Below are 24,513 nucleotides of genomic sequence, written 5' to 3' on the forward strand. Positions count from 1 at the left end.
CCGGGAGCGGTGGGCGGCAATTGGCCGCGCGGCGCTCCCGGTGCTGGTTGTTCCTACGTCCGACGTGGTCAGACGTCGATGCTGTCCTTCGGAGCGCCATCGCTCTGCGCCTGCGCCGCCTCGGCCGCCGCCTGCTTCTTGGAGGCACGGAGGCTGGTGAGCGTGGTGACGATCAGGACCGCGCAGATCACGCCGAGGGAGACCGGGATGGAGATCTCCGGGACGTGGACGCCGGACTCGTGCAGGGCGTGCAGTACCAGCTTGACGCCGATGAAGCCGAGGATGATCGACAGGCCGTAGCTGAGGTGGACCAGCTTCTTCAGCAGACCGCCGATGAGGAAGTACAGCTGGCGCAGACCCATCAGGGCGAACGCGTTGGCGGTGAAGACGATGTACGGGTCCTGGGTCAGGCCGAAGATCGCGGGGATCGAGTCCAGGGCGAAGAGCACATCGGTGGTGCCGATCGCGAGCATGACGACCAGCATCGGGGTCATGACCCGCTTGCCGTTCTCCTCGATCCACAGCTTGGTGCCGTGGTATCGGTCGGCGACACCGAAGCGGCGCTCGGCGGCCTTGAGCAGCTTGTTCTCCTCGAACTCCTCTTCGTCCTCGTCGGCCCGGGCCTCCTGGATGAGCTTCCAGGCGGTCCAGATGAGGAAGGCACCGAAGATGTAGAACACCCACGCGAAGCTGGCGAGGATCGCGGCGCCCGCGGCGATGAAGATGGCCCTCAGCACCAGGGCTATGAGGACACCGACGAGCAGGACCCGCTGCTGGTACTGCGACGGGACCGCGAACTTCGCCATGATCAGGACGAAGACGAAGAGGTTGTCGACGCTCAGGGACTTCTCGGTGATGAAGCCCGCGAAGAACTCTCCGCCGGCCTGGCCACCGCCGAAGATGAGCAGGCCGAGGCCGAAGAGGCCGGCCAGGGCGATCCAGACGACGGTCCAGATTCCGGCTTCCTTGATGGACACGTCGTGCGGCTTGCGGCCGATGAAGAAGTCGACCGCGATGAGGGCCGCGAGGCCCACGATCGTCAGGACCCACAGGGTCACGGAAACATCCATTGATGCGCCTCCGGCATTACGTAACGGCAAATAACCAGCGTCGTCGCGCTGCCGGAGGTCTCTTCCACCCAAGGTGGGCCGACGCCCCGGGATCGGATCCGATCCGTATTGACGGGTACGCCGCATCGACAGGGAGTACTCCCCTCCGTGAGGAAGACGGTACCCCAATCACCAAGGAAAGGTAAAGCGATTGGCAAAAGAAAGGTCAAAGCACCTGGTCAGGCGACTTTACGTGTACTTGGTACGGGCCGCCGCCACCTGCTGAAGCACCTGCTGGAGCACCTGGCTGCCCGTCGGCACGAGCGAGGGCTCGTACGTCCAGGCATGCCCCACCCACGGATCGGCGAGATGGTCGTCGGGAACCGGCGTGAGTCGCATCAGCGAACGCCACAGCGGGTCGAGCAACGGACCGTACCCGGAGGCCTCCTCACGGTCCGCGACCATCATCAGATGGACACCGACCGCCGGGCCCTCGTCGGCGAGGTAGCGCAGCTGGGTCACGGCGCGGTCGTCGAAGCCGTGCGGGAAGTCGTTGACGATCAGGAGCTGCTCGGAGGTGTCGAAGCCGGGCGGGAGCGCGTCGGGCGCACCGCCGCGCACCGCCATCTGCACCAGGTCGACCCGTTGGGTGAGCCGGGCCAGGACGTCCGTCACACCCGCCGCGCCCACGGCGGGCGGGGCCGCGAGCACGCCGCTCTGCACCAGCGGCACCAGCGCCTGTCGGCCCGAGCCCGCCGGGTCGATGACGTGCACGGTGAACTCGCGCGCGGGATAGACGGCGAGCAGTCGCGCCGCGACTGCCACCGCGGTGTCCATGGCCAGGCGCTTCACTTCGTGGGAGTCGGTGTACGAGCCGTCGATCGTGCCGGCCCGCCCGCTGTCGATCCACAGTCCGCGCTCCAGCGGGAGCCTGACCAGCATCGGGATGCTCACCTGCGGGGCCTCGGGGAGGTGGAGGTCGCCCAGGCGCAGGGCCATGGGGATCTCCATCGGCACCCGGTAGCCGTGCCAGACGGGGTTGTCCCAGCGGGCGTACGCCGGCGGCAGCGCGGGTTCCACGACATCGGCCTCGGCGGCGAGCTGCGCGAGGTCCCGGTCGAGGACCGCCTGGGCCTGGTCGACGAGCTGGGCGTGCTTGGCGCGGGCCGCCTCGCGCGCGGCGTCGCCCTGGCCCCCGATCCGGCTGCGCGGGTCGGACAGGACCTGGTCGAGCTCCTTCTCCATGCGCGACTCGGCGAAGTCGACGGCACTGCGGTACGCGGCCATGCTGCGGGCCAGGTCCTCGAACATGCCCCACACCTGGTTGTAGAGCCGCTCGTCCATGGACCAGCCGGTCGCGTCGCCCGCGACGGGCTGCTGCGGCTGCCCGGGCTGGGCCGGGGGCGCGGTCGGCGGGGGCGGCGGCGGTGCGGTGGTCTGCCGGCTCGGGTGGCTGTAGTCGACCGGGCCGCCCGCGGTGGGCGTGGACGGCTGGGTGGCGGCGGAGGGGTCCGTGGAGCCCTGCTGGGCGCCCTGGGCGCCGTAGGGAGAGGTGGGCTGGCCGGGCCCCTGGGCGCCGTAGGGCGATGTCGGCGGCTGCGGTGGCACGGCGCCCTGGGATGCCGTGCCTCCCTGGTCCGGGCCGGGTGCCGGGGCGGCCGTCTGCCGGGTGCGGTCGCCGTCGGCGGTGCGCGGCGGGGCCGGTACGGAGCGGGCCAGGCCCTGTACCACGGCTTCGTTGATGCTGCCGGCGAGCGTGTGGGCCTCCGGCATGCCCTGGTCCGCCAGGAGTTCGGCGAGCCCGCCGGCGTACCCCTGGCCGACGGCGCGCACCTTCCAGGCGCCCTGCCGACGGTAGAGCTCCAGGGCGACGACGGCGGATTCCGCCTCCAGGCCGGTGATGGTGTAGCTGGCGACCTCGCTGCCGTCGAGGCCGGTGACGGCGACGAAGGGGGCGGCCAGGCCGCCGAAGCGGACCGGGCCCGCCACTCCCGTGGGCAGGGCGAGCAGCACACTGATCCGGTGCACCGCCTCCGGCATGGCGCCGAGGTCCACCGCGAGGCGGTGGTCGGCGGCTGCCTGCCGGGAGACCTCCAGGCCCGGCAGGGTGGGTGTGCCCGGGTGGGCCACCCACTCCGCGCCGTGGACCTTGCCGTGCTCGTCGCTCAACGCGGCTCCGGCCACGATCGGCTTGTCGGCCGAGACCCGGATCTCGAGACGGGCCTGGGAGAGCGGGTGGTTCTGCCCCCGCACCAGCTCGGCCGTCATGCCTTCGTCCCCCTGTGTCGCTGTTCGGTGTCGGGTACCGCTCGCGCGGCTTACAGGTGCGGCAGGATCGCCGGCATCAGGTCCTGGAAGGTACGGCCGTTGGCCGGAGTACCCAGGGCCGTCATCGTCCAGCCGGGGCCCGTGCGGTGCACCTTCGCCATGATCTGGGCCGTGTAGGCGCCACCGCCCGCGAGCGTGTAGCGGGCCAGCTCCTGGCCGTTGGTCTCGTCGACCAGGCGGCAGAACGCGTTCTGCACCTCCTGGAAGGTCTGGCCCGTGAAGGAGTTCACGGTGAAGACGATCTGGTCGATGTGGACCGGGATGCGCGCCAGGTCGACGAGGATCGCCTCGTCGTCGCCACCCTGGCCGACACCGCCGACGAGGTTGTCGCCGGTGTGGCGCACCGAGCCGTCGTCGCTCACCAGGTGGCGGAAGAAGACGACGTCGACCGGCTGCTTGTCCGCGAACAGGACAGCGGAGGCGTCGAGGTCGATCTCCCGGGTGCGCGAGCCGAACAGGCCGCGACGGGGAGCCGCCTGCCAGCCGAGACCCATGCGCACCGAAGTCAGGCTGCCGCCATCGTTCTTCTGCAGACTGATGGCCTGACCCTTGGTCATGTTGACGGTCACGCGCTGATTCCCCTCTCGAACTGTCCCCTGTTACCGCGGGCTCCGCGGTTGACCAGAACCCTACGCAGTGGCACTGACAGTGCCGCTACCCAGGTCCGCACTTTGTGTCGGTCTTGCAACACAGCGCGTTCGCAGCGGGGGCCGGCGCCCGTCAGGCCAGGCCCGCCTCCCTCATCTGACGCAGTTCCTTCTTCATCTCGGAGACCTCGTCGCGCAGCCGGGCCGCGATCTCGAACTGGAGGTCGGCGGCGGCGGCGCGCATGCGCTCGGTCATCTCCTCGATCTGCCCCGCGAGCTCGGCAGCGGGCCGGTCGGTGGGCACGGTCTCCTTGGCCTTGCCCTTGGTGCCCTTGGCCGCCTTGCCGCCGAGAGAGGGCACGGGGGCCTTGGCGGCCTTGCCGTCCTTCTGCTTGCGGTACCCGGAGCCGAGCAGCTGCTCGGTGTCGATGTCCTCGCGGGCGATCTGCGCCACGATGTCGTTGATCTTCTTGCGGAGCGGCTGGGGGTCGATGCCGTTCGCCGTGTTGTACGCGACCTGCTTCTCCCGGCGCCGGTTGGTCTCGTCGATGGCCTTCGCCATCGCCGGGGTGATCTTGTCGGCGTACATGTGGACCTGACCGGAGACATTGCGCGCCGCGCGGCCGATGGTCTGGATCAGGGAGGTGCCGGAGCGCAGGAAGCCCTCCTTGTCGGCGTCGAGGATGGCCACCAGGGACACCTCGGGCAGGTCGAGGCCCTCGCGCAGGAGGTTGATGCCGACCAGGACGTCGTACTCGCCGGAGCGCAGCTCCCGCAGCAGTTCGACGCGGCGCAGGGTGTCGACGTCGCTGTGCAGATAGCGGACCTGGATGCCGAGCTCCAGGAAGTAGTCGGTGAGGTCCTCGGACATCTTCTTGGTGAGCGTGGTGACCAGGACACGCTCGTCCTTCTCGGTGCGCTTGCGAATCTCGTGCACCAGGTCGTCGATCTGGCCCTCGGTGGGCTTGACCACGACCTCCGGGTCGATGAGGCCCGTCGGGCGGATGATCTGCTCGACGACGCCGTCCCCGCGGGAGAGCTCGTAGTTGCCCGGTGTCGCGGACAGGTAGACGGTCTGTCCGATCCGCTCCTGGAACTCCTCCCACTTCAGAGGGCGGTTGTCGAGGGCGGAGGGCAGCCGGAAGCCGTGGTCGACGAGGGTGCGCTTGCGGGAGGCGTCGCCCTCGTACATGGCGCCGATCTGCGGGACCGTGACGTGCGACTCGTCGATGACGAGCAGGAAGTCGTCCGGGAAGTAGTCCAGCAGGGTGTTCGGCGGGGAGCCGGGCTCGCGGCCGTCGAAGTGCATCGAGTAGTTCTCGACGCCCGAGCAGGAGCCGATCTGGCGGAGCATCTCGAGGTCGTACGTCGTTCGCATGCGCAGACGCTGGGCCTCCAGGAGCTTGCCCTGCTTCTCCAGCTCGGTGAGGCGCTCGCCCAGCTCCTTCTCGATGTCGTTGGCGGCCCGCTCCAGGCGTTCGGGGCCGGCGACGTAGTGGGAGGCCGGGAAGACGTACAGCTGCCGGTCGTCGCTGATGATCTCGCCGGTGAGCGGGTGGAGGGTAGACAGGGCCTCGATCTCGTCACCGAACATCTCGATGCGGACGGCGAGTTCCTCGTAGACCGGGAAGATCTCGATGGTGTCGCCGCGGACGCGGAAGGTGCCGCGGCTGAAGGCCAGGTCGTTGCGCGTGTACTGGATGTCCACGAAGCGTCGCAGCAGCTGGTCGCGGTCGATCTCGTCGCCGACCCTGAGGGGGACCATGCGGTCCACGTACTCCTGCGGGGTGCCGAGGCCGTAGATGCAGGAGACCGAGGCGACCACGATGACGTCACGGCGGGTGAGCAGTGAGTTGGTCGCGGAGTGGCGCAGGCGTTCGACCTCCTCGTTGATCGAGGAGTCCTTCTCGATGTAGGTGTCCGACTGCGGGACGTAGGCCTCGGGCTGGTAGTAGTCGTAGTACGAGACGAAGTACTCGACCGCGTTGTTCGGCAACAGCTCCCGGAACTCGTTCGCCAGCTGGGCGGCCAGGGTCTTGTTCGGGGCCATCACCAGGGTGGGCCGCTGGAGCTTCTCGATCATCCACGCGGTGGTGGCGGACTTGCCGGTGCCGGTCGCACCGAGGAGGACGACGTCCTTCTCACCGGCCTCGATGCGCTTGGCCAGGTCGGCGATGGCCGCCGGCTGGTCGCCGCTGGGCTGGTAGGGACTGACGACCTCGAAGGGCGCCACCGTGCGTTCGATCTGGGAAACGGGCCGCATGGAGTCCACCGTACGACCCCCCACTGACAACGCGGTCCGATCAGCGGTTCTGCGGGGTGCGGGAGCCGCGGTGGCCGACGCCTCGGCGGGGGCGGACCGCGGTGCCGCGCGGGGTGTGCGGGATGTCGGCGTGGGCCGGGATGCCGGGCTTGTTCTCGGTGGGGGTCCACTCGGGTTTGCCCATGACCATCAGCGGGTCGAACATCACGACGACGCCGGCGATCAGCAGAAAGGCCAGGGGGCCGACCATCATGGGCGCGAGCAGCTCGGCGGGCGAGTCGCCCGAGGAGGGGGCGCCGCCGGCGCCGTGCAGGTGGACACTGAGGGCCGCCATGCCGGTGTAGTGCATACCGCTGACGGCGAGCCCCATGACGAGACTCGCGCCGACACTCCACAGGAAGCCTCTGACCTGGCCGGCCGCCCACAGGGCCGCGGTGGCGGCACACATGGCTATGACGACGGAGGCGGCCACGGTGAGGGTGTTGTATTCCAGTTTTCCGTTGAACCGCATTCCGGCCATGCCGAGATAGTGCATGGAGGCGACCCCGAGGCCGGTGATGGTGCCGCCGGTGAACAGGGCCGTTCCGCTCGCACCCCGGTAGCCGACGATGAAGATCCCGACGCCCACCATGACGATGGCGACGCCCAGGCTCGCAAAGGTCGTCGGCTTGTCGTAGTGGATCGGCGCGCCTTTGACCGTGAAGCCCATCATGGCGACGAAGTGCATGGTCCAGATGCCGGAACCGATGGCCGCGGATCCGAGGGCGAGCCAGCCGGGTCTCCAGGAGTTCGAGACGAGCATGGACCGGGTGGTGCAGCGCAGACCGAGGGCACCTCCCAGGCAAGCCATGAAGTAGGCCACCAGCGGTGTGACGAGTCCGTAGCTGAATCCGTCGACCGTGCCTTGCATGCGCGGTGTCCTTCCCGCCCTCTTACGTCCCCGAATGTGCTGAAATGCGCCCCCTCCCAGGACCGCCCGAGCGGTCAGGGCCGAGGCAGAGAGTATGACTCCCACCGGAATGGTCGAACGATTTTCCGGCAAAGAAACACGCCCCTGCCGCAGTTGTGCGGCACCAGTGAGCGGAGTTGGGCAACCCCGTTCAATCTGTGGCCATTCTGTACCCCCCTGCCATTGACCCTCTGCTGTCACAGTTGAGCTGTCCGTGATCGCTCGCCGCAAGGAGACAGCATGCACGCGCGCGTACTTGCCGCCACGACCTCCGCGCTCCTGGGGACCGCCACTCTCCTGCTCCCCGCCTCCGACGTCCGCGCCGTCGAGGTCGGCGAACCGCCGACGGTCATCGCCCACCGGGGCGCGTCCGCCTACGCCCCCGAGAACACCCTGGCCGCCGTCGACAAGGCTGCCGAGCTGGGCATCCGCTGGGTCGAGAACGACGTCCAGCGCACCCGGGACGGCGCGCTCGTCGTCGTCCACGACGACAACCTGCGACGCACCACGGACGCCGAGGAGGTCTTCCCCGACCGGGCGCCCTGGAAGGTGAAGGACTTCACGGCGGCCGAGATCGCGCGCCTCGACGCGGGAAGCTGGTTCGGCCCCGCCTACGCGGGCGCGCGCGTTCCGACCCTGGAGCAGTACGTGCGCCGTGTCGACCGCAACCACCAGAAGCTGCTGCTGGAGATCAAGAACCCCGAGCTGTACCCGGGCATCGAGCAGCAGACCCTCAAGGTCCTCGCCAACGAGAGCTGGCTCGACCGGCAGCACCGGTCCAAGCTGATCGTGCAGAGCTTCAGCGCGGACACCGTGCGCACCGTCCACAAGCTGAAGCCCGACGTCAGGACGGGTCTGCTCGGCACGCCGAACGTGACGGACCTGGCCGCCTACGCGCAGTTCACCGACCAGATCAACCCGTCGCACAGCACCATCTCCACCGGGTACGTCTCCGCCGTCCAGGCGTTCACGGGGGCGCACGGCAAGCCGCTGGAGGTCTTCACCTGGACCGTGAACGACGCCACGACCGCGAGGCGGGTCGCGAGGTACGGCGTCGACGGCATCATCACGAACACGCCGGACGTGGTGCGGGACGCGGTGGGAGCGCCCTGAGAGCTGTCCTGCCCGGGGGGTGCCGTGCTCCGGCCGCACCCCGGGCGTTGTCAGTGGCGGGTCGTACGGTGGGTCGCATGAACAGCCATGGGCAGTACGAGCAGCAGGTCGTGTGGGCCGTGGTGGACACCGACATCGGTCCGCTGCTGCTGGCCGCGACCCGCGAGGGTCTGGTCAACGTCGTGTTCCACGCCACCGAGGCGGTGCGCGACCACGCGCTCGACCGGCTGGCGTCCCGGCTGGGCACCGAGCCCGTGGAAGCGCTCGGCTCCCCGCTGCTGGCCGAGGCGATACGCCAGGTGGAGGCGTACTTCGCGGGCGCGCGGCACGACTTCGAGCTGCCGCTGGACTGGTCGCTGATCTCCGGCTTCAACCGTGAGGTGCTGCGCGAGCTGGCGTCCGGGGTGCCGTTCGGCAGTGTCGTGGGTTACGGCGACCTGGCCGGACGGGTCGGCCAGCCGGGGGCGGCCCAGGCCGTGGGGGCGGCGATGGGCGCCAATCCGCTGCCGGTGGTCGTGCCCTGCCACCGGGTCGTCGAGCGCGACGGCGGCATCGGCGGGTTCGGGGGCGGTCTGGAGACCAAGCGGAAGCTGCTCGCCCTGGAGGGGGTACTACCGGAACCGCTGTTCTGAGGGCCGGAGAGCGGGCCGGATCCGTCCCCCACGAAAGCCGCGGCGGCAGCCCCCGAGGCGCCTGAGACGGCCCTCGACTCGCTGATGGGCATCACGCGCGCGGGCGGCACTCTGGGCGGGGTACGGCCGGTCTGACACCTCTGGAGGGGGCAGCGCACGAGTGGCCCCTCGCCGCGCCGCGCCCCACTACTCGTAGTGGCGGGCCTCGAAGACGTTCCCGTCGGGGTCGCGGAAGTAGAAGCTGCGGCGGGCCATGCCGCGGGCGCCGAAGGAGTCGTAGGAGAAGTCCGAGACGGGGACCGACTGTTCCTCCAGGCGGACGCGGAGTGCCTGGAAGTCGTCGCCCGGCAGGGCCAGGCAGACATGGTTGACGGGATGTCCCGAGCTCTCGGTGGCGCCGGGGAGCATCGTCATGCGCTCCGTCATGGTGAGCGGCATCAGGTCGAAGATGGTCTCGTCATTGAGGCGTACGGAGGGGAAGGACACCGCCCCCGCGGCGTAGTCGGTGACCCTCAGGGGTGCCATGCCGACCGCCTTCTCGTAGAAGTCGGCCGACGCCACCGGGTCGTGCACCCAGAGGACGACATGGTCGAGACGTATGGCGTTGTCCGTCATGTCCCCAGGCTGATGTCCTCCCCCACAGCCCGCAAGGGTTTGGCCGGGTGCGCTGCCCGCCAGAGATCAGGGAGGACCCATCGACAGGAGGCAGGCGCGTGGTGCTGGTGTTGTCGGAGGAAGTGCGCGAGGCGGTCGACGCGCGTCGACCCGTGGTGGCCCTGGAGTCCACGATCATCGCCCACGGGTTGCCGCGGCCGCGGAACCTGCAGGTGGCGCTGGAGCTGGAGGACGTCGTACGGCAGGAGGGTGCCGTACCCGCGACGATCGCGGTGCTGGACGGGCGACCCCATGTCGGCCTGGACAAGCAGCAGTTGGAGCGGGTGGCCAACGAGGACGGGATCCGCAAGCTGGGCCATCGTGACCTGCCGCTCGCGGTGGCCGCCGGGGCGAGCGGGGCGACCACGGTGTCGGCGACGGCACAGCTGGCGGCGCTGGCGGGTGTGCGGGTGTTCGCGACCGGTGGGCTCGGCGGGGTGCACCGGGAGTGGACGGTGACGCAGGACGAGTCGGCGGACCTGGGACTGCTGGCGCGCACGCGGATCACGGTGGTCTGCGCAGGCGTGAAGTCGATCCTCGACGTGCCGGCGACCCTGCAGCGCCTGGAGACGCTCGGCGTGGCGGTGGCCGGGTACGGCACGGACCGCTTTCCCGGCTTCTACCTGTCCGATTCGGGCCATCCGGTGGACTGGACGCTGGACTCCCCGCAGCGGGTGGCGGAGGTGATGCGGGCTCAGGACGCTCTGGACGGACCCGGGTCGGCGCTGATCGTCGCCAACCCGGTCCCCGAGGCGGAGCAGTTGGACCCGGAGCTCCACGCGCGCGTGCTCGCGGACGCATTGCGGGCCGCCGAGGAGGCGGGGGTCACCGGCCAGGGGGTCACGCCGTTCCTCCTCTCCTACCTCGTGCGGCACACCGACGGCGCCTCCCTGAGCGCCAATCTGGCGGCGGTGCGGGGCAACGTCCGGCTGGCAGGGCGGATCGCGGCGGCCTGGGCCGGGGCGTGACGGTCGAGGCGGACGGCTCCGGGGCCGAACCGGTGCCGGGTGGTGCGCTGTTGGTCGTCGGTGACGTCGTCACCGACATCGTGGCCCGGCACCGGGGGCCTCTCGCGCCGAGCACCGACACGGCTGCGGCGATCCGGACGCTGCCGGGCGGGGCGGGGGCCAACGTGGCCTGCTGGGCGGCCGGTCGGGGCGGCGTCGAGGTACGGCTGCTCGGGCGGGTGGGTACGGACGCGGCCGCATGGCACGAGCGGGAGCTGGTGGCCTGCGGGGTACGGCCCCGACTCGTCGTCGATGCGCAGGCGCCGACCGGGACGGTGATCTGCCTCGTCGACGCGGGCGCCGCAGCCGAGCGGACGTTCCTCACGGACAGCGGCGCGGCCCTGCGGTTCGAGCCGGACGACTGGTCGGACGCGCTGCTCGACGGGGTGGCCCGCCTGCATCTGTCGGGCTATCTGCTGTTCTCGGAGCCGAGCCGCGCGCTGGTGGAAGTGGCCTTGGCCGCCGCACGCGTGCGTGGTGTGCCGGTGAGCCTGGATCCGGCGTCGACCGGGTTCCTCGTGGAACTCGGTGTCGACCGTTTCCTGGCACTGGTGGAGGGGATCGACGTCCTGCTGCCCAGCCGTGACGAGGCGCGTCTGCTGACGGGGCTGCCCGACCCGGCGGACGCGGCGGCCAAGCTGAGCCGGCACGTCCCGCTGGTGGTCGCCAAACAGGGGGCGGACGGTGCGCTGGTGGCCCGCTCCGGCACGGTGCTCGCCCAGGTCCCGGCCGTACCGGCGACACCCAGGGACACCACGGGCGCGGGCGACGCGTTCACGGGCGCGTTCCTCGCCGCTCTCCTCACGGGTGCCGAGCCCGAGGAGGCGGCGCGGGAGGGGTGCCGGGCGGGGGCGATGGCGGTCGAGCGGGTGGGCGGCAGACCTCCGGCCGTGACCGGCTGACGTTCGACCACCGGGCGGCGGCTCATGGGGAGCGGACCGCCGATCCCGCAGTGTGCCGGCCGGTGTCCCGAGGCGGCCCGGCACCGCGGGCCGCTTCACGCCGACTCCCGGACCCGAGCGGACCGCCGATCCCTCACAGCGCCGGCCGATGGCCCGAAGCAGACCGGCACCGCGGGCCGCTTCACGCCGACTCCCGGACCCGAGCGGACCGCCGATCCCTCACAGCGCCGGCCGATGGCCCGAAGTGGACCGGCGCCGTGAACCACTTCGCACCGGCTCCCGGACCCGAGCGGCGGCGCCCCACAGCCCCTCACCCGCCCCTGACGGCGCCCGACCCGGCGCCTGCCTGTCGCCGGGCGTTCCCGACCGCCGTCGGCCGAAGGGACCGCGGCTCCCGGCCCCTCCCGCACGCCGATCCCCGCCCCGCCCTACGCCTTGCGCCCCCACGCCGAGATCATCGGCGCCGTGGCCAGGTCCATGCCGCCCGCCGCGACGTTCGCCAGGTGCTGGTCGATGTCGTCGTCCGTGGCGAGGCCCGCGGTGACGAGTTGGTCGCGGATCTGGCGGATCGTGGCGGACTCCAGGGCCGCGCAGGCGGGTGAGCTGAGCGGGAAGTACGCATCGGCCTCCACGCGGTGCAGACCCGCCTCGCGGAGCAGGCGCGGCAGGCGGCGGCCGTAGGAGAGGTCGGCGCCGCGGTCGGCCAGCAGTCGGCGGAAGCCCTGGCGCAGACGGTTCGCCAACTGCTCGGCAGGACCGTGGTCGTCGGGGCAGGTCAGGGGCTGGAGCGCGGGGTCGCCGTCCTCGATCAGGAGACGGCCGCCGGGACGCAGGGACTCTGCCATCGACCGCAACGCCCGTTCCCGGTCGGGCACATGGACGAGGACGAGCCGGGCGTGGACGAGGTCGAAGCCCTCCCCCGGCGCCTCCTCCGTGCCCACGTCGTGGACCCGGACCTCGACCGGCGGCCGGGCGGCCGGGGCGAGCCGCGAGGTGTCGATGTCGGTCGCGACGACCCGTCCGGTCGGGCCGACCTTCTTGGCCAGCCAGGACACCACGGACGTGCCGCCGGCGCCGACCTCCCAGCAGCGCCAGCCGGGTCCGATGCCGAACGACTCGAGGTGCCGGAACGTCGTGGGGTCGAAGAGGGCGGCGAAGGCGTCGAAGCGCTCTGCGGCCTCGGCCTGTTGGTTGTCGAGGAGATACCCGTCGGTTCGCATCATGTCGCGATCATCCCATTTACCCGTCTTGTCCATACGGGTCGACGCTCCGGCGCCCCACCGCCACCGTACGACGGCGCACGCCGGAACCAACGGCGGTCACCTCGCCGTCACAGCGGCCGAAGCCCGTCATCCACAGGCGGGAACAAAGCGGAACATCCTGTTCCCACAGGCTTGCACGCCTTTTACCCCGAGCTGGCAGACTGGCCGGCCAGGGCGCAGAGATGCGGTGAGCGGGGATCCACGCTAGGAGATCCAGATGTCCATGGCAGGGAATCTGCGGAAGGTCACGAGCCTCAGCAGGGTCGGTGGCCTCCGCAAGGTGGCGCGGCTGGCGCGGCGGCGCCGACGCGTCGACCTGAGCCACCCGGCCCGATCCCCCCTGGGTTCCTCCGTGGTGAACTGCGTGACGTACCGGGACGGCGGACGCGTCCAGGGCGGCAGCGATCTGGTCGACGCCGTGGAGCTGGTGCGCAAGCACGGCGACGGTTTCGTCTGGCTCGGTCTCCACGAACCGACGGACCAGGAGTTCGCGGGCATCGCGGAACTCTTCGAGCTCCATCCGCTGGCGGTCGAGGACGCGATCGAGGCACATCAGCGGCCGAAGCTGGAGCGGTACGACAACGTGCTGTTCGCGGTGTTCAAGACGGTCTGCTACGTCGAGCACGAGGAGCTCACGGCGACGAGCGAGGTGGTGAACACCGGCGAGATCATGGTGTTCGTCGGCGAGGACTTCGTGATCACGGTCCGGCACGGCATGCACGGCTCGCTGGGCCCGCTGCGCGAGGAGCTGGAGGCGGACCCGCAACAGCTCGCCAAGGGCCCCGCCGCGGTGCTGCACGCGATCGCGGACCATGTGGTCGACGACTATCTGCACGTCACCGACCTGGTGCAGGCCGACCTCGACCAGGTCGAGTCGGACGTCTTCTCCGAGAACGGCGCACGGCTCGACCCGGGGCGCATCTACCAGCTCAAGCGCGAACTCCTGGAGCTGAAGCGGGCCGTGGTCCCGCTGACCCGGCCGATCGAGGAGCTCTCCACCCGGCCGATACGGGCGGTCGCCCCGGAGATACAGGCCTACTTCCGCGATGTGTCCGACCACCTGCTGCGCGCCAAGGACCAGATCGCCGCCTTCGACGAACTGCTCAACTCGATCCTTCAGGCACACCTCGCCCAGGTCTCGGTCGCACAGAACGAGGACATGCGGAAGATCACGGCCTGGGCCGCGATCGTCGCCGTGCCGACGATGGTCTGCGGGGTGTACGGCATGAACTTCGAGCACATGCCGGAACTGCGCTGGACGTACGGCTATCCCCTGGTCCTCGGCGTGATAGCCGTCGCGTGTCTGACGCTGTACCGCGGCTTCCGGCGCAACGGCTGGCTCTGAATCCCGAGGAGAGACCGGGGCGGAGGACGAACCGGGGGCGGAGAGCGAACCGGGGGCGGAGAACGAACCGGGAGTGGACGGGTCGGACTCCATCCGTCGGAGGCGGGCGCACTCTCACCCACCCGACACCCCCCGACCGCGCCCACCCCCGTCCGCACCCCCCTCCGACCGCGCCTCCCGGATCAGCGCATCGGGCTCTTCGCGTAGACGCTCTCCGCCCAGGTGTGGATCTGGTCCTCCGTCAGATGCTGGGCCAGGTCGGCCTCGCTGATCATGCCGACCAGGCGCTTGTCCTCGATGACGGGGAGCCGGCGGATCTGGTGGTCCTGCATCTCGCGGAGCACATCGCCGACGTCGGCGCCCGCCTCGATCCAGCGCGGGGTGCCCTGGGCCATCTCCCCGGCCGTGACCTTGGCGGGGTCGTGCCCCACGGCCACACAGCCGATGACGATGTCGCGGTCGGTGAGGATGCCGCAGAGCCGTTCGTTCTCGTCGCTGATGGGCAGGGCTCCGACATTGAGCTCACGCATCAGCTGGGCGGCGCGGTCCAGGGTCTCGTGGGCGGGGATCCACTGGGCGCCGCGGTGCATGATGTCTCCGGCGGTGGTCATGAAGTACCTCCCGGTGCCGGGCGGCCGGCGCGGCGCGGGGCGCGCCGCTGGTCCCGGCGCCCTACATTCTCGCCGCGCCGCCGGGCCCCCGCACCCGGAGCCCGGGGGAGCCGTTCAGGCCGAGAATCCGACGATCTTCCGCGGCAGGATGCGGATGATCACGCGGGCCTCGTCCTCCTTCTCGGCGGGCGGGTCGATGCCGAGGTACTTGTGCGAGAGGTCGTGCGGGAGCCGCTTGTCCGGGTCCGGGAGGATCTCGGCGGTGCCGCGGATCTCGACCGAGGTGTAGGGGTTGGCGAGGTCGTAGACCGAGACGCTGATCCGGGGGTCGCGGCGGAGGTTGCGGACCTTCTGCCGGTGGTCGACGGAGGAGAAGAGAACGGTGTCGCCCTCGCGTTTGATCCAGACCACCGAGTTCTGCGGGGAGCCGTCGGGGCCGAGGGTGGCGACGCTGGCGAAGTTCTTGCCGTCGAGGAGGGCGCGGACGGAGTCGTCGAAAGAGAGGTGATCACTCAGGGAAGTCGTCATGCCCCCCACCCTAGTTAGATGCATGCGCATATAAAAGTGGTTGGGTGGATCTTCTCCGGAGAACGGCCGGAAATGCCGGGTCAACCGCCCCACGCCGGGTGCCGGGCATCGTCGGCCCTCACCAGGACGTCGGCGGTGCCGGCGGGGTCGGTCTCGTCCGCGTAGCGCTCGAAGGCCTCCAGGGTCCACTGGTCCGCTTCGGGGGTGCGGCGGCGCAGGGCGCCCGGGGAGAGGAGGAGGTGGACGGACAGATCGAAGGGGAACCAGTGCCGCAGCAGGAGGGGACCGTGCAGCAACAGGACGCCACCGGGCGGAAGTCGGACATAGGGGCTGCGGGTGGCGCGGTCGGTGTCGGGGTCCCACAGGTCGGGCAGGACGCGGCCGTCGCCGCCCGGTTCGAGGGGGCCGAAGACCTCGCGCCACAGGGCACCGGTGTCGAACCAGCCGTTGTAGTACGCCTCCACGTCCTGGCGGCCGTACTCCAGGCGGAGCGAGGCGGGACGCAGAAAGCCCTGGGTGCCGACGACGAGCGAAGGGCGGCCGCGTATCCGCAACGCCTCGGAGACACGCTCGGCGAGATCCTGCGGGCGGGCCGCGGGGGCGCCGTCGAAGGCGACACGCGGCCAGGGGCTGTCGTCGGCCGGCTTCAGGTCGAGCAGACGGTCGGCCAGCACATCGCCGAGCCGCTCCCAGGTGATCGCTTCGAGTCGCACACGGCCCATGATGCGTCAGCCGACGGTCAGGACGCGTCCCGCTCATGGAGCCGACGGGCGGCGAGCAGATGCGGGAGGTGGGTCTCGCTCCAGGCGCGGGCGGCGTCGAGCAGCGGGATCAGGGTGCGGCCGAGAGGCGTGAGGGCGTATTCGACGCGGGGCGGGTTCTCTTCGTACGCGGTGCGGGTGAGGAGGCCGTCGCGCTCCATCGCGCGCAGGGTCTCGGCGAGGACCTTGGGGGTGACGGCCCTGAGCGGGACCCTGAGTTCGTTGAAGCGGCGCGGGCCCCCTTCGAGGCAGCGGATGACCATGCCGGTCCACTTCTCCCCGACCCGGAAGGGCATCACGGAGGAAGGGCAGACAGGGGCGAACATGTCGGGGTCCAGCGGAGCCGACGGTATGCCGTCCGGGGAGTCGGTCATCGGTCGAGGTTAGCGCCGATACCGTTGAAGTAACCGGCCCTTGCGCCTCTAACGTCCAGGCCAGGCACCGAACCGCGGTGCGTGGCAAGGAGGTTGGGCATGAGTGGGATCGTCGTCCTCGGAGCGGGCGGGCGGGCGGGGCGGGCCGTCACGACGGAAGCTCGGCGGCGTGGGTACGAGGTGACGGCCGTGGTGCGGGATCCGGCGCGGTACCCGGAGCTCGGGGCGAACGGTGTCACCGTGGTCCGGGGTGATGTGACGGATCCCGGTTCGGTCGGTTCCGTGGCCGGCGGGCACCTGGCCGCCGTGCACGCGGTGTCGCCGTTCAGCGGGCCGGAGCAGGGCTTCGACACGCTCGACCCGGACTTCTTCGTGAAGGCGGCGGACGCGCTGCTCGGCGGGCTCACCGCGGCGGGCGTGCGGCGGCTGGTCGCCGTGGGGCTGTTCGCGGATCTGCTCGGGGCGGACGGGCGGCCGGTGATGGACGATCCCGCGGTGTTCCCGCCGGAGATCCGGCCGTTCGCGCTGGCGCACACGGCGGGGCTGAACCGGCTGCGGGCGCAGGAGGACGGCGGCCCGGTCGACTGGGTGATGCTCACACCGGGAGGAGGCCTGGAGGAGAGCGCTCCGCGCACCGGGCGCTATGTGCTGGGCGGGGAGCGGGCCCCCGAGGGGACGCGTGTCCTGTCGTACGCGGACCTCGCGGTGGCGGTGGTCGACGAGATCGAGCGGCCCACGGCGCATCGGAGGCGGGTGTCGGTGGTCGACGCCGGGCAGTGCGGCGCGTAGGAGGCCGAGGAGGACAAGGCCGTGGTTCATGGCCCGCCCGCGGGAATGAACCCGGTATGTCTCGCCTCGCGACTCCCCCGCGCCGCACCGGGCTTCTCGTCGTCCAGCCGCTCAGGCGGAAGCAGTGCGCCGAGTGCCGGGGCGGGCCGCTGTCGCTGCTGGTGCTGGAGGAGGGGGCGCCGCGGTGTCTGGACTGCGCCGATCTCGGGCATCTGGTGTTCCTGCCGCGCGGCGACACCGCGTTGACGCGCAGGGCGCGGGAGGAGAGTGCGCTGTCGGCGGTGGTCGTCCGGTTCAACCGGCGCAAGGCGAGATACGAGCGGCAGGGCGTGCTCGTCGAGGAGGAGGCGCTCACGCGGGCGGAGACGCGGTGCCTCGCGGACGCCGAGGCGCGGCGGCGGCGCCGGTCGCGGGACGCGCGGCGACGGGCGGCGGAGGACGTGCGGTTCACGGACGCGTTCGCGGCGGAGATACGGCGGCTGTTTCCCGGCTGCCCGGCGGAGCGGGCGCAGGGGATCGCGGCGCACGCCTCGGTGCGGGGCAGTGGGCGGGTGGGGCGGAGTGCGGCGGGGCGGGCGTTGTCCGAGGGGGCGGTGTTCTCGGCGGTCGTGGCGTCCGTACGGCATCTGGACACGCCGTACGACCAGTTGCTGATGAGCGGGGTTCCGCGGCACGAGGCGCGCAGGCGGATCGCGGCGGCCGTGGAGAGGGTGCTGGGCGGATGGCGGGCGACGGAGGCCGAGGCCGGTTGAGGGCGAGACCGCGGTCCCACGGCATCGCCAAGCCGTGCCGCCGTGCCGCCGTGCCCGGGAGGAGACCGGTGATGCGGAGGCCCGCGGCAGGGGCGGTTCTCGTCTTTGGACGCTCGCGTATGCCCCCGCGGCCTTCGGCCATGGTGACCCTCCCCGTACGGGAATTCACTTGTGGTGACGGTTGGTGCCGGGCAGGATCTCGGCTCGATGCGGGAGTTGACGACATGATCGAGGGACCGTACTTCGCACTGACGGTGCTGGGTGTGCTCGGCACCGGTCTGGTGGCCGGCGTCTTCTGCGCCTTCTCGACCTTCGTGATGAAGGGGCTCGCCGAGCTGCCGCCGGCGCAGGGCGTCGCCGCGATGAAGGCGATCAACGTGACCGCGCTGCGGCCCGCGTTCATGCTCGTGTTCGCCGGGTCGGCGGTGCTGTGCGCGGTGATCGCGGTGGTGACGTTCGTGCTGTGGCCGGACGAGGGGACGGTGGAGCTGCTGCTGGGCAGCGCGCTGTATCTGTTCGGCTCGTTCGGGGTGACGATGGTCGCGAACGTGCCGCGCAACGACACGTTGATGAGGCTGGACGCGGGGACGGCCGAAGCGGCCGCGTACTGGCCGGAGTACGTGCGCGAGTGGACGGTCTGGAACCACGTCCGCATGGTCGCCTCGGGCGCCGCGGCACTGGCGTACGTGCTGGCCCTCACGTAGCGGCACGGGCACGGGGAAAGCGCCGAGGAGCCGCCGGAAAGCGCTGTCTCCTCGCCCTGCCCTCCCCCCTGCGCGAGTGGCCGACGGGACGTATCGTGGCCGGAAGGGTGCCGCCGATGACGCACGGCCCGTCGATGCCCACGCAAGGAAGACGGCCATGGCCGATCCCAAGGGATTCATGACCACCCCTCGCCAGGAGTGGCCCCGCCGGCCCGTCGGGGAACGGGTCGGGGACTGGGACGAGGTGTATGTCCCCGGGGCGTTGCTGCCCATCATCAACAAGCAGGCGGACCGCTGCATGGACTGCGGCATCCCCTTCTGCCACGACGCGTGTCCGCTGGGCAATCTGATCCCCGAGTGGAACGACCTGGTCAGCCGGGACGACTGGCGGCAGGCCGCCGACCGGCTGCACGCCACGAACAACTTCCCCGAGTTCACCGGCCGGTTGTGCCCGGCGCCCTGCGAGGCAGGGTGTGTGCTCGCCATCAACCAGCCCGCGGTCACCATCAAGAACGTCGAGGTCGCGATCGCCGACCAGGCCTGGGAGCTGGGGTTCGCACCACCGCGACCACCGGACCGGCTCTCCGGGCGCACGGTCGCGGTGATCGGGTCGGGGCCGACCGGACTCGCGGCGGCGCAGCAGCTGACCCGGGCGGGCCACACGGTCGCGGTGTACGAGAAGGACGACCGCCTCGGCGGGCTGATGCGGTACGGCATCCCCGAGTTCAAGATGGAGAAGCACCATCTGGAGCGGCGGATCGAGCAGATGCGGGCCGAGGGCACGAAGTTCCGTACGTCGACGGCGGTCGGGCGGGACATCGGGGCGGCGGAGCTGCGGTCCCGGTACGACGCGGTGGTGATCGCGACCGGGGCCACGGCGTGGCGTGAACTGTCCGTGCCCGGGCGGGAGCTGGCGGGGATCCACCAGGCGATGGAGTATCTCCCGCTGGCCAACCGGGTGTGCGAGGGGGACTTGGAGCGCTCCCCGATGTCCGCCGCCGGGAAGCATGTCGTCATCGTCGGCGGTGGTGACACGGGGGCCGACTGCCTGGGGACGGCGGTGCGTGAAGGGGCCGCGTCCGTCAGCCAGTTGGACATCTACGCCCAGCCGGGCGCCGAGCGCGACGAGGACGCCGAGCCCTGGCCGACGTATCCGAAGATCTACCGGCTGTCTGCCGCGCACGAGGAGGCCGGCGACCTCGGGACCGCGCCGGCGGCCCACGCGGACGCGCGGCTGTTCGCGGCGTCCACGCTCCGCTTCACCGGCGACGCGGACGGGCAGGTGCGGTCGCTGCATCTGGTCGAGGTCGACGCCGAGCGGCGTCCGGTGGCGGGCACCGGGCGGTCGCTCCCCGCCGATCTCGTCCTGCTCGCCCTCGGCTTCTCCGGGCCGGACCGACAGGACGGACTCGTCGATCAGCTGGGGCTGGCGATGGAGCCGCGCGGCACGATCACCCGGGACGCCGACTTCGCGACGAGCGCTCCCGGGGTGTTCGCCGCGGGGGACGCCGCCCGGGGGCAGTCGCTCATCGTGTGGGCGATCGCGGAGGGGCGGGCGGTGGCGGCGGCGGTCGACCGCCATCTGACGGGCACGTCGCGACTGCCGGCGCCGATCGGGCCGTACGACCGGCCGATGACGGTGTAACCGGGCCGAGCCGCGAGCGGCGACGGCGGGCACCACGGCCCGCCGGCCCCTCTCTCGTTCGGCTCCGCTCGGCCTCGCCCCCGGAGGCCGGCTGAGGGGTCTCCTTCCCCCGGAGGAGGGGCGGCGTACTGCCTGCGAAGGAGCGCGCACCGGGCGCTCTCCTCCGGTGCTCGTATTTCTCTGCGTCCGTCCGAAAAGTGGCTTCCGGCCGACATGGAAACGTACCGCGGTGGGATCATTGGAGCAGGAGGTGTGCTGCCGTCGGCCCCCTGCGGAATCGGCAGTGGCTCGCCCCATCCTTCGTTCCGCCGTCAGGCGCAGGGCCACCCCAGCGCGTCCCCCCTGTAGGCGGCCGGTCCTGGAGGGTGAGCGATGACGACGCTCGACGAACGTCACGGAGAAGGCGCACGCGACGGGGACAGGACGCGGGGCGAGGTGGCCCTCGGCCCGGTCGACGCCCATGCCCCGGTCACCGTCCCACTCGACCGTCCCGGCGCGGAGGTGCCCGCCGACTCGGGGTCCAAGGCCGCGAACCTCGCGCGCGCGGCCGGCGCGGGGCTGCCGGTGCTCCCCGGCTTCGTGATCCCGTACGAAGGCGGCGACGATCCGGTCGCCCTGCGGCGGGCCTGGCAGGAGCTCTCCGACGGCGGCGCGCGCCCGCTCGTCGTACGGTCCTCCTCGCCTCAGGAGGACACGGAGGAGTCGTCCCTGGCGGGCCAGTTCGCCTCCGTCCTGGACGTGCGGGGATGGCAGGACTTCCGTACGGCGGTGCGGACCGTGCTCGATTCCGCGGTACGGCCCGACGGGACCACGGCGCCGATGGCGGTGCTCGTGCAGCCGATGCTCGCGGCGCGGGTCGGCGGGGTCATGTTCGGCGCCGATCCCGTGGAGGGGCGCACCGACCGGATGCTGGTGAGCGCGGTGCGGGGCGGTCCGGACACGCTGGTCAGCGGGGAACAGGCGGGCACCAACTACTGGCTGAGCGGACGGGGACGGCTGCTGCGGACGGAGCCTTCCGGGGCCGGTCCGCTGCTCACCCGCTCCGAGCTGGCCCGCCTCGCGCGGCTCGCGCGGCGGGCCCGGCGGACCTTCGGCGGGCCTCAGGACATCGAGTTCGGGTTCGACGGGGACGGACGGCTGTGGCTGTTCCAGAGCCGTCCGATCACGGCGATGGCGGCGCGGCCGCCGCGCGGGGCACGGCTGCTCGGGCCCGGTCCGGTGGCGGAGACGCTGCCCGAGCAGCTGACGCCGCTGGAGGAGGACCTGTGGGTGGCGCCGATGGCCCGCGGGCTCGCCGTCGCGCTCGACATCGGCGGGGGCGCGCCGCGGCGGCTGCTGCGGACGGTGCCGGTGGTGACGACGGTCGGCGGGCGGGCCGCCGCCGACCTGCGGCTGCTCGGCGCGACGGGGCCGCGGCACCGGTGGCCGGCGCTGCTCAACCCGGCGCCGGGGGCTCGCAGACTGGGCGCCGCCTGGCGGGTGGGCCGCCTCGCCGCGGCGCTGCCGGGGCTTGCGACGGACCTCGTGGCGGACGTCGACCGCCGCCTCGCGGAGATACCGCGACTGTCCGCGCTCCCCGCGTCCGCCCTGGTCGCGGAGGTCCGCTGGACCCGCAGGACCCTGGTCTCCCTGCACGCCCAGGAGGCCCTCGCGGGAACGCTCCTCAAGGAGCCCCCGAGGAGCCGCACGGCGGCGGGCATGGCACTGGCCGCCCTGGAGACGGCACGCACGCGTGGCGTGCCCGACGAGCGGGTGATCGCCGAGGAACCGGTGGTCCTGGCGCTCACCTCACCGAGTCTGCGCAGGCGGGGGCCGCTCCCGGCATCGACGGACGTGGCCGGCGGCGAGGAGCGGGCGGTGCCGGGGTCCCGTGTGCCGGACGCCGCCGCGACCGTCCCCTCGGAGCTCCGGCACGCCACGCACCACTCCCCCACCACCGCCCTCCCGCCCCGCGAAGCCCTCCGCCTCCGCATCCGCTGGGTGCAGGAGCTCCAGGCGCGGCTCGCGCGGGAGGCGGCGCTGCGGCTCGGGCTGGATGCGGAGCGGGTCGGGCTGCTGCGGTGGCGGGAGCTGGCCGCGGGGCTGCACGGAGCGCCGCTGCCCGCCGATCTCGGGGCGCGGGTGCCGCTGGACGAGTCGGCGCCGCTGCCGGACGCGTTCCGGCTGACGGCGGCCGGAGGTGTCGTCGCCGAGCGGGGCGGCGGGAGCCGCGACGGTACGCGCGGGGTGTCCGGTGGGCGGGCCGTCGGGACCGTCTGGGACGGGACGGGGCCGCAGCCCGCGGACGCCGTGCTCGTCGTACGGACCCTGGATCCCGCGCTCGCCCCGCTGCTGCCCGCTCTCACCGGGCTGGTCGCGCAGACCGGCAGCCCCTTGTCCCATCTCGCGGTGCTGGCACGGGAGTTCGAGCTCCCCGCCGTCGTGGGGGTGACGGACGCCGTGCACCGCTTCCCTGTCGGTTCCCGCGTCACTGTCGACGGGACCGCCGGGGACGTACGGCCGGGAGACGCGCCATGAGGAGGATCGCGTACGTCTTCGCGGGCCTGGCCGCGGCCGGTGCCGGGACGTACCTCGTCGTCTATCTGTACCGGTGGCAGTGGCAGCGGGCCATGCTGATGGGCGTTCTGCTGCTGGTCGTCGAGGTACTGCTGCTCGGCATCGTGACGCTGGGGCGGCTGACCCGTATCGAGGAGCGGCTGAGCGCGTCCGACCTGCGGCAGCGGGAGCTGGCGGCACGGCAGGAGGACGCGCTCGCCCGGCTGCGGCAGCCGGCCGTGGAACGGGAGGAGACCCGGTTCCGGTGGCTGGAGGACCCGGCGGACCGGGCGTATGTCTTCGTGCCGGTCCTCATGGTCACCGGTGTGCTGCTGTCCGGGCTCGCCTGGGTGGTGCAGCGCGTCGCCTCGGCCACGGCCCGTCCCGCCGAGCGACGGCTCGCCGGGCGGCTGGCCGTCCTCAGCGCGCCCGACCCGGCCTCGCCGGACGACCTGGAGGACCTGCCGTCGCCGGCCGCCCGCCGCTCGCGGGGCGGCACCGCGCGTCTGGTCACCGTCGGGGTCGTCGGCGCCGCCCTGCTCGGCGCGCTGGTCGTGGGCCTCGCCGACCTCACGCAGACCAGGGAGGAGAAGGAGAACGAGAGCGCGGCCACATCGGTGCTCGTCCAGGTCGATCTGCGCGGGCCGGACACGACGGCCGCTCGCCGGTCCCTGGCCGCACGGCAGGTCTGGGAGCGCTGCCGGGACTCCACGTCCGTACCGTTGCGGCACGCCGCCCTCGGCGACCTGGGGGACGGCCTCTTCGCGGGCGTCGTGCACCCCGCCCTCACCGAACACGACCGGATGCGGCTGCGCGGCTGCCTGGAGGACGCGACCCTGGAGCGCGCCCATCTCACGGTGGTGGGCATCGGCGACGCGGACCCCGACGACGACTGATCAGACATAAAGGACACATTTGGTTGTGTACACGGACAAGACGGCCAAGAGGACCTCGGGCTACCCTGCGAAGGCGCCCACGTCCCCTAGTCCCTCTGGTCGCTCATGGCTGTCCTCGGCACCGCTCTCCCCCGTCCCGCCGCCCCCCAGCGCCCGCTCCGGCGCCGCACCGTGCGGATCCTCCTGACCCTCGTCCTCGGTTACGTCGTCCTGTGGGCGGCCGGCGCCGGAGGCATCCTGGCCCTGTCGTACTGGATGCGCGAGGAGACCCCGGCACCGGCGGGAACCCGCACCGTGCAGGGCGTCCACAACTTCCAGCCGGTCGACACGTCGGGCCACCTGTGGCGCGGCGCCGCGCCCTCCCCGGCCGGGTACCGGACGCTGGCGGCCATGGGCTTCACCACGGTCGTCGACCTGCGCGCCGAGGACCTCAGCGCGCACCAGCTCGCCGGGCCGGCCGGCGCCGGTCTGGACGTCGTACGACTGCCGATCCGTGACGGTCAGACGCCGAAGCCCGAGCAGGTGCGGCGCCTTCTGGACATCGTCGCCAAGTCGTCGGGGCCCGTGTTCGTGCACTGCGGCGCGGGAGTCGGCCGCACGGGCACGATGGCGGCGGCGTATCTCGTGCAGACCGGCGAGGAGTCGTCCGCCGCGGCGGTCCGGCGCAATCTCGCGGTCGGACCGCCGTCGATCGAGCAGATCTACTACGGGCTGAACCTCAGCCGGAAAGAGGCGGCACAGCCGCCGCTGCCGGTGGTGGCGGTCAGCCGGCTGGTGGACGCGCCCCGGCGCGTCGCGTCCTGGTTCTAGTCTGCCGGTGTCGATCT

The 24,513-nt window shown here is 71.8% G+C and carries 23 protein-coding genes; 12 read left to right on the forward strand and 11 right to left on the reverse strand.

The window, feature by feature from the left end:
- Window positions 1–68: 68 nt before the first annotated feature.
- From ACIOHP_RS16480 to ACIOHP_RS16500, 5 genes are all read right to left on the reverse strand, one after another.
- Window positions 69–1,070 carry a TerC/Alx family metal homeostasis membrane protein gene (locus ACIOHP_RS16480; protein WP_307032197.1) on the reverse strand — a complete coding sequence of 334 codons (1,002 nt, stop codon included), beginning with the start codon at window positions 1,068–1,070 and terminating at the stop codon, window positions 69–71.
- Between the two features lie 228 nt (window positions 1,071–1,298).
- The gene (locus ACIOHP_RS16485) at window positions 1,299–3,317 is read right to left on the reverse strand and encodes a TerD family protein (RefSeq protein WP_401887987.1); all 2,019 of its coding nucleotides are present in this window, start codon (window positions 3,315–3,317) and stop codon (window positions 1,299–1,301) included.
- A 50-nt stretch (window positions 3,318–3,367) separates the two neighbouring features.
- Window positions 3,368–3,946 carry a TerD family protein gene (locus ACIOHP_RS16490; RefSeq protein WP_046263565.1) on the reverse strand — a complete coding sequence of 193 codons (579 nt, stop codon included), beginning with the start codon at window positions 3,944–3,946 and terminating at the stop codon, window positions 3,368–3,370.
- A 151-nt stretch (window positions 3,947–4,097) separates the two neighbouring features.
- Complete coding sequence (gene uvrB / locus ACIOHP_RS16495) at window positions 4,098–6,227, reverse strand: excinuclease ABC subunit UvrB (RefSeq protein ID WP_361488110.1); 2,130 nt, start codon at window positions 6,225–6,227, stop codon at window positions 4,098–4,100.
- A 40-nt stretch (window positions 6,228–6,267) separates the two neighbouring features.
- Window positions 6,268–7,137 (reverse strand): MHYT domain-containing protein, encoded by an 870-nt coding sequence (locus tag ACIOHP_RS16500; protein ID WP_361488112.1) that lies wholly within the window; start codon window positions 7,135–7,137, stop codon window positions 6,268–6,270.
- Window positions 7,138–7,416: 279 nt separating this feature from the next.
- On the opposite strand from ACIOHP_RS16500, the gene ACIOHP_RS16505 reads away from it, so the two are divergent.
- Both ACIOHP_RS16505 and ACIOHP_RS16510 read left to right on the forward strand, forming a co-directional pair.
- A complete protein-coding gene (locus ACIOHP_RS16505; RefSeq protein ID WP_401887992.1) occupies window positions 7,417–8,289 on the forward strand; it encodes a glycerophosphodiester phosphodiesterase in 873 nt (290 codons plus the stop codon).
- A gap of 77 nt (window positions 8,290–8,366) precedes the next feature.
- Window positions 8,367–8,921 (forward strand): methylated-DNA--[protein]-cysteine S-methyltransferase, encoded by a 555-nt coding sequence (locus tag ACIOHP_RS16510; protein WP_401887994.1) that lies wholly within the window; start codon window positions 8,367–8,369, stop codon window positions 8,919–8,921.
- Window positions 8,922–9,107: 186 nt separating this feature from the next.
- Here the strand turns inward: ACIOHP_RS16510 and ACIOHP_RS16515 are convergent, their stop codons facing one another.
- Window positions 9,108–9,536, reverse strand: coding sequence for a VOC family protein (locus ACIOHP_RS16515; protein ID WP_401887997.1), 429 nt, complete (start codon window positions 9,534–9,536; stop codon window positions 9,108–9,110).
- A 98-nt stretch (window positions 9,537–9,634) separates the two neighbouring features.
- On the opposite strand from ACIOHP_RS16515, the gene ACIOHP_RS16520 reads away from it, so the two are divergent.
- Complete coding sequence (locus ACIOHP_RS16520) at window positions 9,635–10,543, forward strand: pseudouridine-5'-phosphate glycosidase (protein ID WP_401888000.1); 909 nt, start codon at window positions 9,635–9,637, stop codon at window positions 10,541–10,543.
- Entirely contained in the window at window positions 10,540–11,484 is a 945-nt protein-coding gene (locus ACIOHP_RS16525) for a carbohydrate kinase family protein (protein WP_401888003.1), read from the forward strand. The genes ACIOHP_RS16520 and ACIOHP_RS16525 overlap by 4 nt, the downstream gene beginning before the upstream one ends.
- Window positions 11,485–11,912: 428 nt before the next feature.
- Here ACIOHP_RS16525 and ACIOHP_RS16530 read toward each other — a convergent pair whose 3' ends face one another.
- A complete protein-coding gene (locus ACIOHP_RS16530; RefSeq protein ID WP_401888005.1) occupies window positions 11,913–12,707 on the reverse strand; it encodes a methyltransferase domain-containing protein in 795 nt (264 codons plus the stop codon).
- Window positions 12,708–12,963: 256 nt separating this feature from the next.
- Here ACIOHP_RS16530 and corA point away from each other — a divergent pair, with 256 nt between their 5' ends.
- Window positions 12,964–14,091, forward strand: coding sequence for a magnesium/cobalt transporter CorA (gene corA, locus ACIOHP_RS16535; RefSeq protein WP_401888008.1), 1,128 nt, complete (start codon window positions 12,964–12,966; stop codon window positions 14,089–14,091).
- A gap of 182 nt (window positions 14,092–14,273) precedes the next feature.
- Here the strand turns inward: corA and ACIOHP_RS16540 are convergent, their stop codons facing one another.
- The 4 genes from ACIOHP_RS16540 to ACIOHP_RS16555 all read right to left on the reverse strand — a co-directional run bounded on the left by ACIOHP_RS16540 (window position 14,274) and on the right by ACIOHP_RS16555 (window position 16,365).
- Window positions 14,274–14,702 (reverse strand): CBS domain-containing protein, encoded by a 429-nt coding sequence (locus ACIOHP_RS16540; protein WP_401888011.1) that lies wholly within the window; start codon window positions 14,700–14,702, stop codon window positions 14,274–14,276.
- A gap of 114 nt (window positions 14,703–14,816) precedes the next feature.
- Window positions 14,817–15,230 (reverse strand): PPOX class F420-dependent oxidoreductase, encoded by a 414-nt coding sequence (locus ACIOHP_RS16545; protein ID WP_401888014.1) that lies wholly within the window; start codon window positions 15,228–15,230, stop codon window positions 14,817–14,819.
- Between the two features lie 80 nt (window positions 15,231–15,310).
- Window positions 15,311–15,952, reverse strand: a complete 642-nt coding sequence (locus tag ACIOHP_RS16550) for a uridine kinase (RefSeq protein ID WP_401888017.1) — start codon at window positions 15,950–15,952, stop codon at window positions 15,311–15,313.
- Between the two features lie 17 nt (window positions 15,953–15,969).
- Window positions 15,970–16,365 carry a winged helix-turn-helix transcriptional regulator gene (locus ACIOHP_RS16555; protein ID WP_401888019.1) on the reverse strand — a complete coding sequence of 132 codons (396 nt, stop codon included), beginning with the start codon at window positions 16,363–16,365 and terminating at the stop codon, window positions 15,970–15,972.
- A 99-nt stretch (window positions 16,366–16,464) separates the two neighbouring features.
- Here ACIOHP_RS16555 and ACIOHP_RS16560 point away from each other — a divergent pair, with 99 nt between their 5' ends.
- From ACIOHP_RS16560 to ACIOHP_RS16590, 7 genes are all read left to right on the forward strand, one after another.
- On the forward strand, window positions 16,465–17,154 hold the full coding sequence (locus tag ACIOHP_RS16560) for an NAD(P)-dependent oxidoreductase (RefSeq protein WP_401888022.1): 690 nt from the start codon (window positions 16,465–16,467) through the stop codon (window positions 17,152–17,154).
- A gap of 56 nt (window positions 17,155–17,210) precedes the next feature.
- A complete protein-coding gene (locus tag ACIOHP_RS16565) occupies window positions 17,211–17,906 on the forward strand; it encodes a DUF2293 domain-containing protein (protein ID WP_401888025.1) in 696 nt (231 codons plus the stop codon).
- Between the two features lie 224 nt (window positions 17,907–18,130).
- Window positions 18,131–18,610, forward strand: coding sequence for an anthrone oxygenase family protein (locus tag ACIOHP_RS16570; protein WP_361544899.1), 480 nt, complete (start codon window positions 18,131–18,133; stop codon window positions 18,608–18,610).
- Between the two features lie 157 nt (window positions 18,611–18,767).
- Window positions 18,768–20,255 carry a glutamate synthase subunit beta gene (locus ACIOHP_RS16575; protein ID WP_361544902.1) on the forward strand — a complete coding sequence of 496 codons (1,488 nt, stop codon included), beginning with the start codon at window positions 18,768–18,770 and terminating at the stop codon, window positions 20,253–20,255.
- 372 nt (window positions 20,256–20,627) lie between these two features.
- Window positions 20,628–22,772, forward strand: coding sequence for a PEP/pyruvate-binding domain-containing protein (locus tag ACIOHP_RS16580; protein WP_401888028.1), 2,145 nt, complete (start codon window positions 20,628–20,630; stop codon window positions 22,770–22,772).
- The gene (locus tag ACIOHP_RS16585) at window positions 22,769–23,686 is read left to right on the forward strand and encodes a hypothetical protein (protein ID WP_401888031.1); all 918 of its coding nucleotides are present in this window, start codon (window positions 22,769–22,771) and stop codon (window positions 23,684–23,686) included. The genes ACIOHP_RS16580 and ACIOHP_RS16585 overlap by 4 nt, the downstream gene beginning before the upstream one ends.
- A 105-nt stretch (window positions 23,687–23,791) precedes the next feature.
- Complete coding sequence (locus tag ACIOHP_RS16590; protein WP_401888033.1) at window positions 23,792–24,496, forward strand: dual specificity protein phosphatase family protein; 705 nt, start codon at window positions 23,792–23,794, stop codon at window positions 24,494–24,496.
- Window positions 24,497–24,513: the final 17 nt, after the last annotated feature.

It is taken from the genome of Streptomyces sp. NPDC087859 (genome assembly GCF_044742595.1).
In the GTDB taxonomy this organism is placed as follows: Bacteria; Actinomycetota; Actinomycetes; order Streptomycetales; family Streptomycetaceae; genus Streptomyces; species Streptomyces canus_F.

Bases quoted from the DNA above. Each gene is read 5' to 3' on its own strand.
- ACIOHP_RS16480 (WP_307032197.1), bottom strand. From the start codon at position 1,070: ATGGATGTTTCCGTGACCCTGTGGGTCCTGACGATCGTGGGCCTCGCG.
- ACIOHP_RS16485 (WP_401887987.1), bottom strand. From the start codon at position 3,317: ATGACGGCCGAGCTGGTGCGGGGGCAGAACCACCCGCTCTCCCAGGCC.
- uvrB (WP_361488110.1), bottom strand. From the start codon at position 6,227: ATGCGGCCCGTTTCCCAGATCGAACGCACGGTGGCGCCCTTCGAGGTC.
- ACIOHP_RS16500 (WP_361488112.1), bottom strand. From the start codon at position 7,137: ATGCAAGGCACGGTCGACGGATTCAGCTACGGACTCGTCACACCGCTG.
- ACIOHP_RS16505 (WP_401887992.1), top strand. From the start codon at position 7,417: ATGCACGCGCGCGTACTTGCCGCCACGACCTCCGCGCTCCTGGGGACC.
- ACIOHP_RS16510 (WP_401887994.1), top strand. From the start codon at position 8,367: ATGAACAGCCATGGGCAGTACGAGCAGCAGGTCGTGTGGGCCGTGGTG.
- ACIOHP_RS16515 (WP_401887997.1), bottom strand. From the start codon at position 9,536: ATGACGGACAACGCCATACGTCTCGACCATGTCGTCCTCTGGGTGCAC.
- ACIOHP_RS16530 (WP_401888005.1), bottom strand. From the start codon at position 12,707: ATGATGCGAACCGACGGGTATCTCCTCGACAACCAACAGGCCGAGGCC.
- corA (WP_401888008.1), top strand. From the start codon at position 12,964: ATGTCCATGGCAGGGAATCTGCGGAAGGTCACGAGCCTCAGCAGGGTC.
- ACIOHP_RS16540 (WP_401888011.1), bottom strand. From the start codon at position 14,702: ATGACCACCGCCGGAGACATCATGCACCGCGGCGCCCAGTGGATCCCC.
- ACIOHP_RS16545 (WP_401888014.1), bottom strand. From the start codon at position 15,230: ATGACGACTTCCCTGAGTGATCACCTCTCTTTCGACGACTCCGTCCGC.
- ACIOHP_RS16550 (WP_401888017.1), bottom strand. From the start codon at position 15,952: ATGGGCCGTGTGCGACTCGAAGCGATCACCTGGGAGCGGCTCGGCGAT.
- ACIOHP_RS16555 (WP_401888019.1), bottom strand. From the start codon at position 16,365: ATGACCGACTCCCCGGACGGCATACCGTCGGCTCCGCTGGACCCCGAC.
- ACIOHP_RS16560 (WP_401888022.1), top strand. From the start codon at position 16,465: ATGAGTGGGATCGTCGTCCTCGGAGCGGGCGGGCGGGCGGGGCGGGCC.
- ACIOHP_RS16565 (WP_401888025.1), top strand. From the start codon at position 17,211: ATGTCTCGCCTCGCGACTCCCCCGCGCCGCACCGGGCTTCTCGTCGTC.
- ACIOHP_RS16570 (WP_361544899.1), top strand. From the start codon at position 18,131: ATGATCGAGGGACCGTACTTCGCACTGACGGTGCTGGGTGTGCTCGGC.
- ACIOHP_RS16575 (WP_361544902.1), top strand. From the start codon at position 18,768: ATGGCCGATCCCAAGGGATTCATGACCACCCCTCGCCAGGAGTGGCCC.
- ACIOHP_RS16580 (WP_401888028.1), top strand. From the start codon at position 20,628: ATGACGACGCTCGACGAACGTCACGGAGAAGGCGCACGCGACGGGGAC.
- ACIOHP_RS16585 (WP_401888031.1), top strand. From the start codon at position 22,769: ATGAGGAGGATCGCGTACGTCTTCGCGGGCCTGGCCGCGGCCGGTGCC.
- ACIOHP_RS16590 (WP_401888033.1), top strand. From the start codon at position 23,792: ATGGCTGTCCTCGGCACCGCTCTCCCCCGTCCCGCCGCCCCCCAGCGC.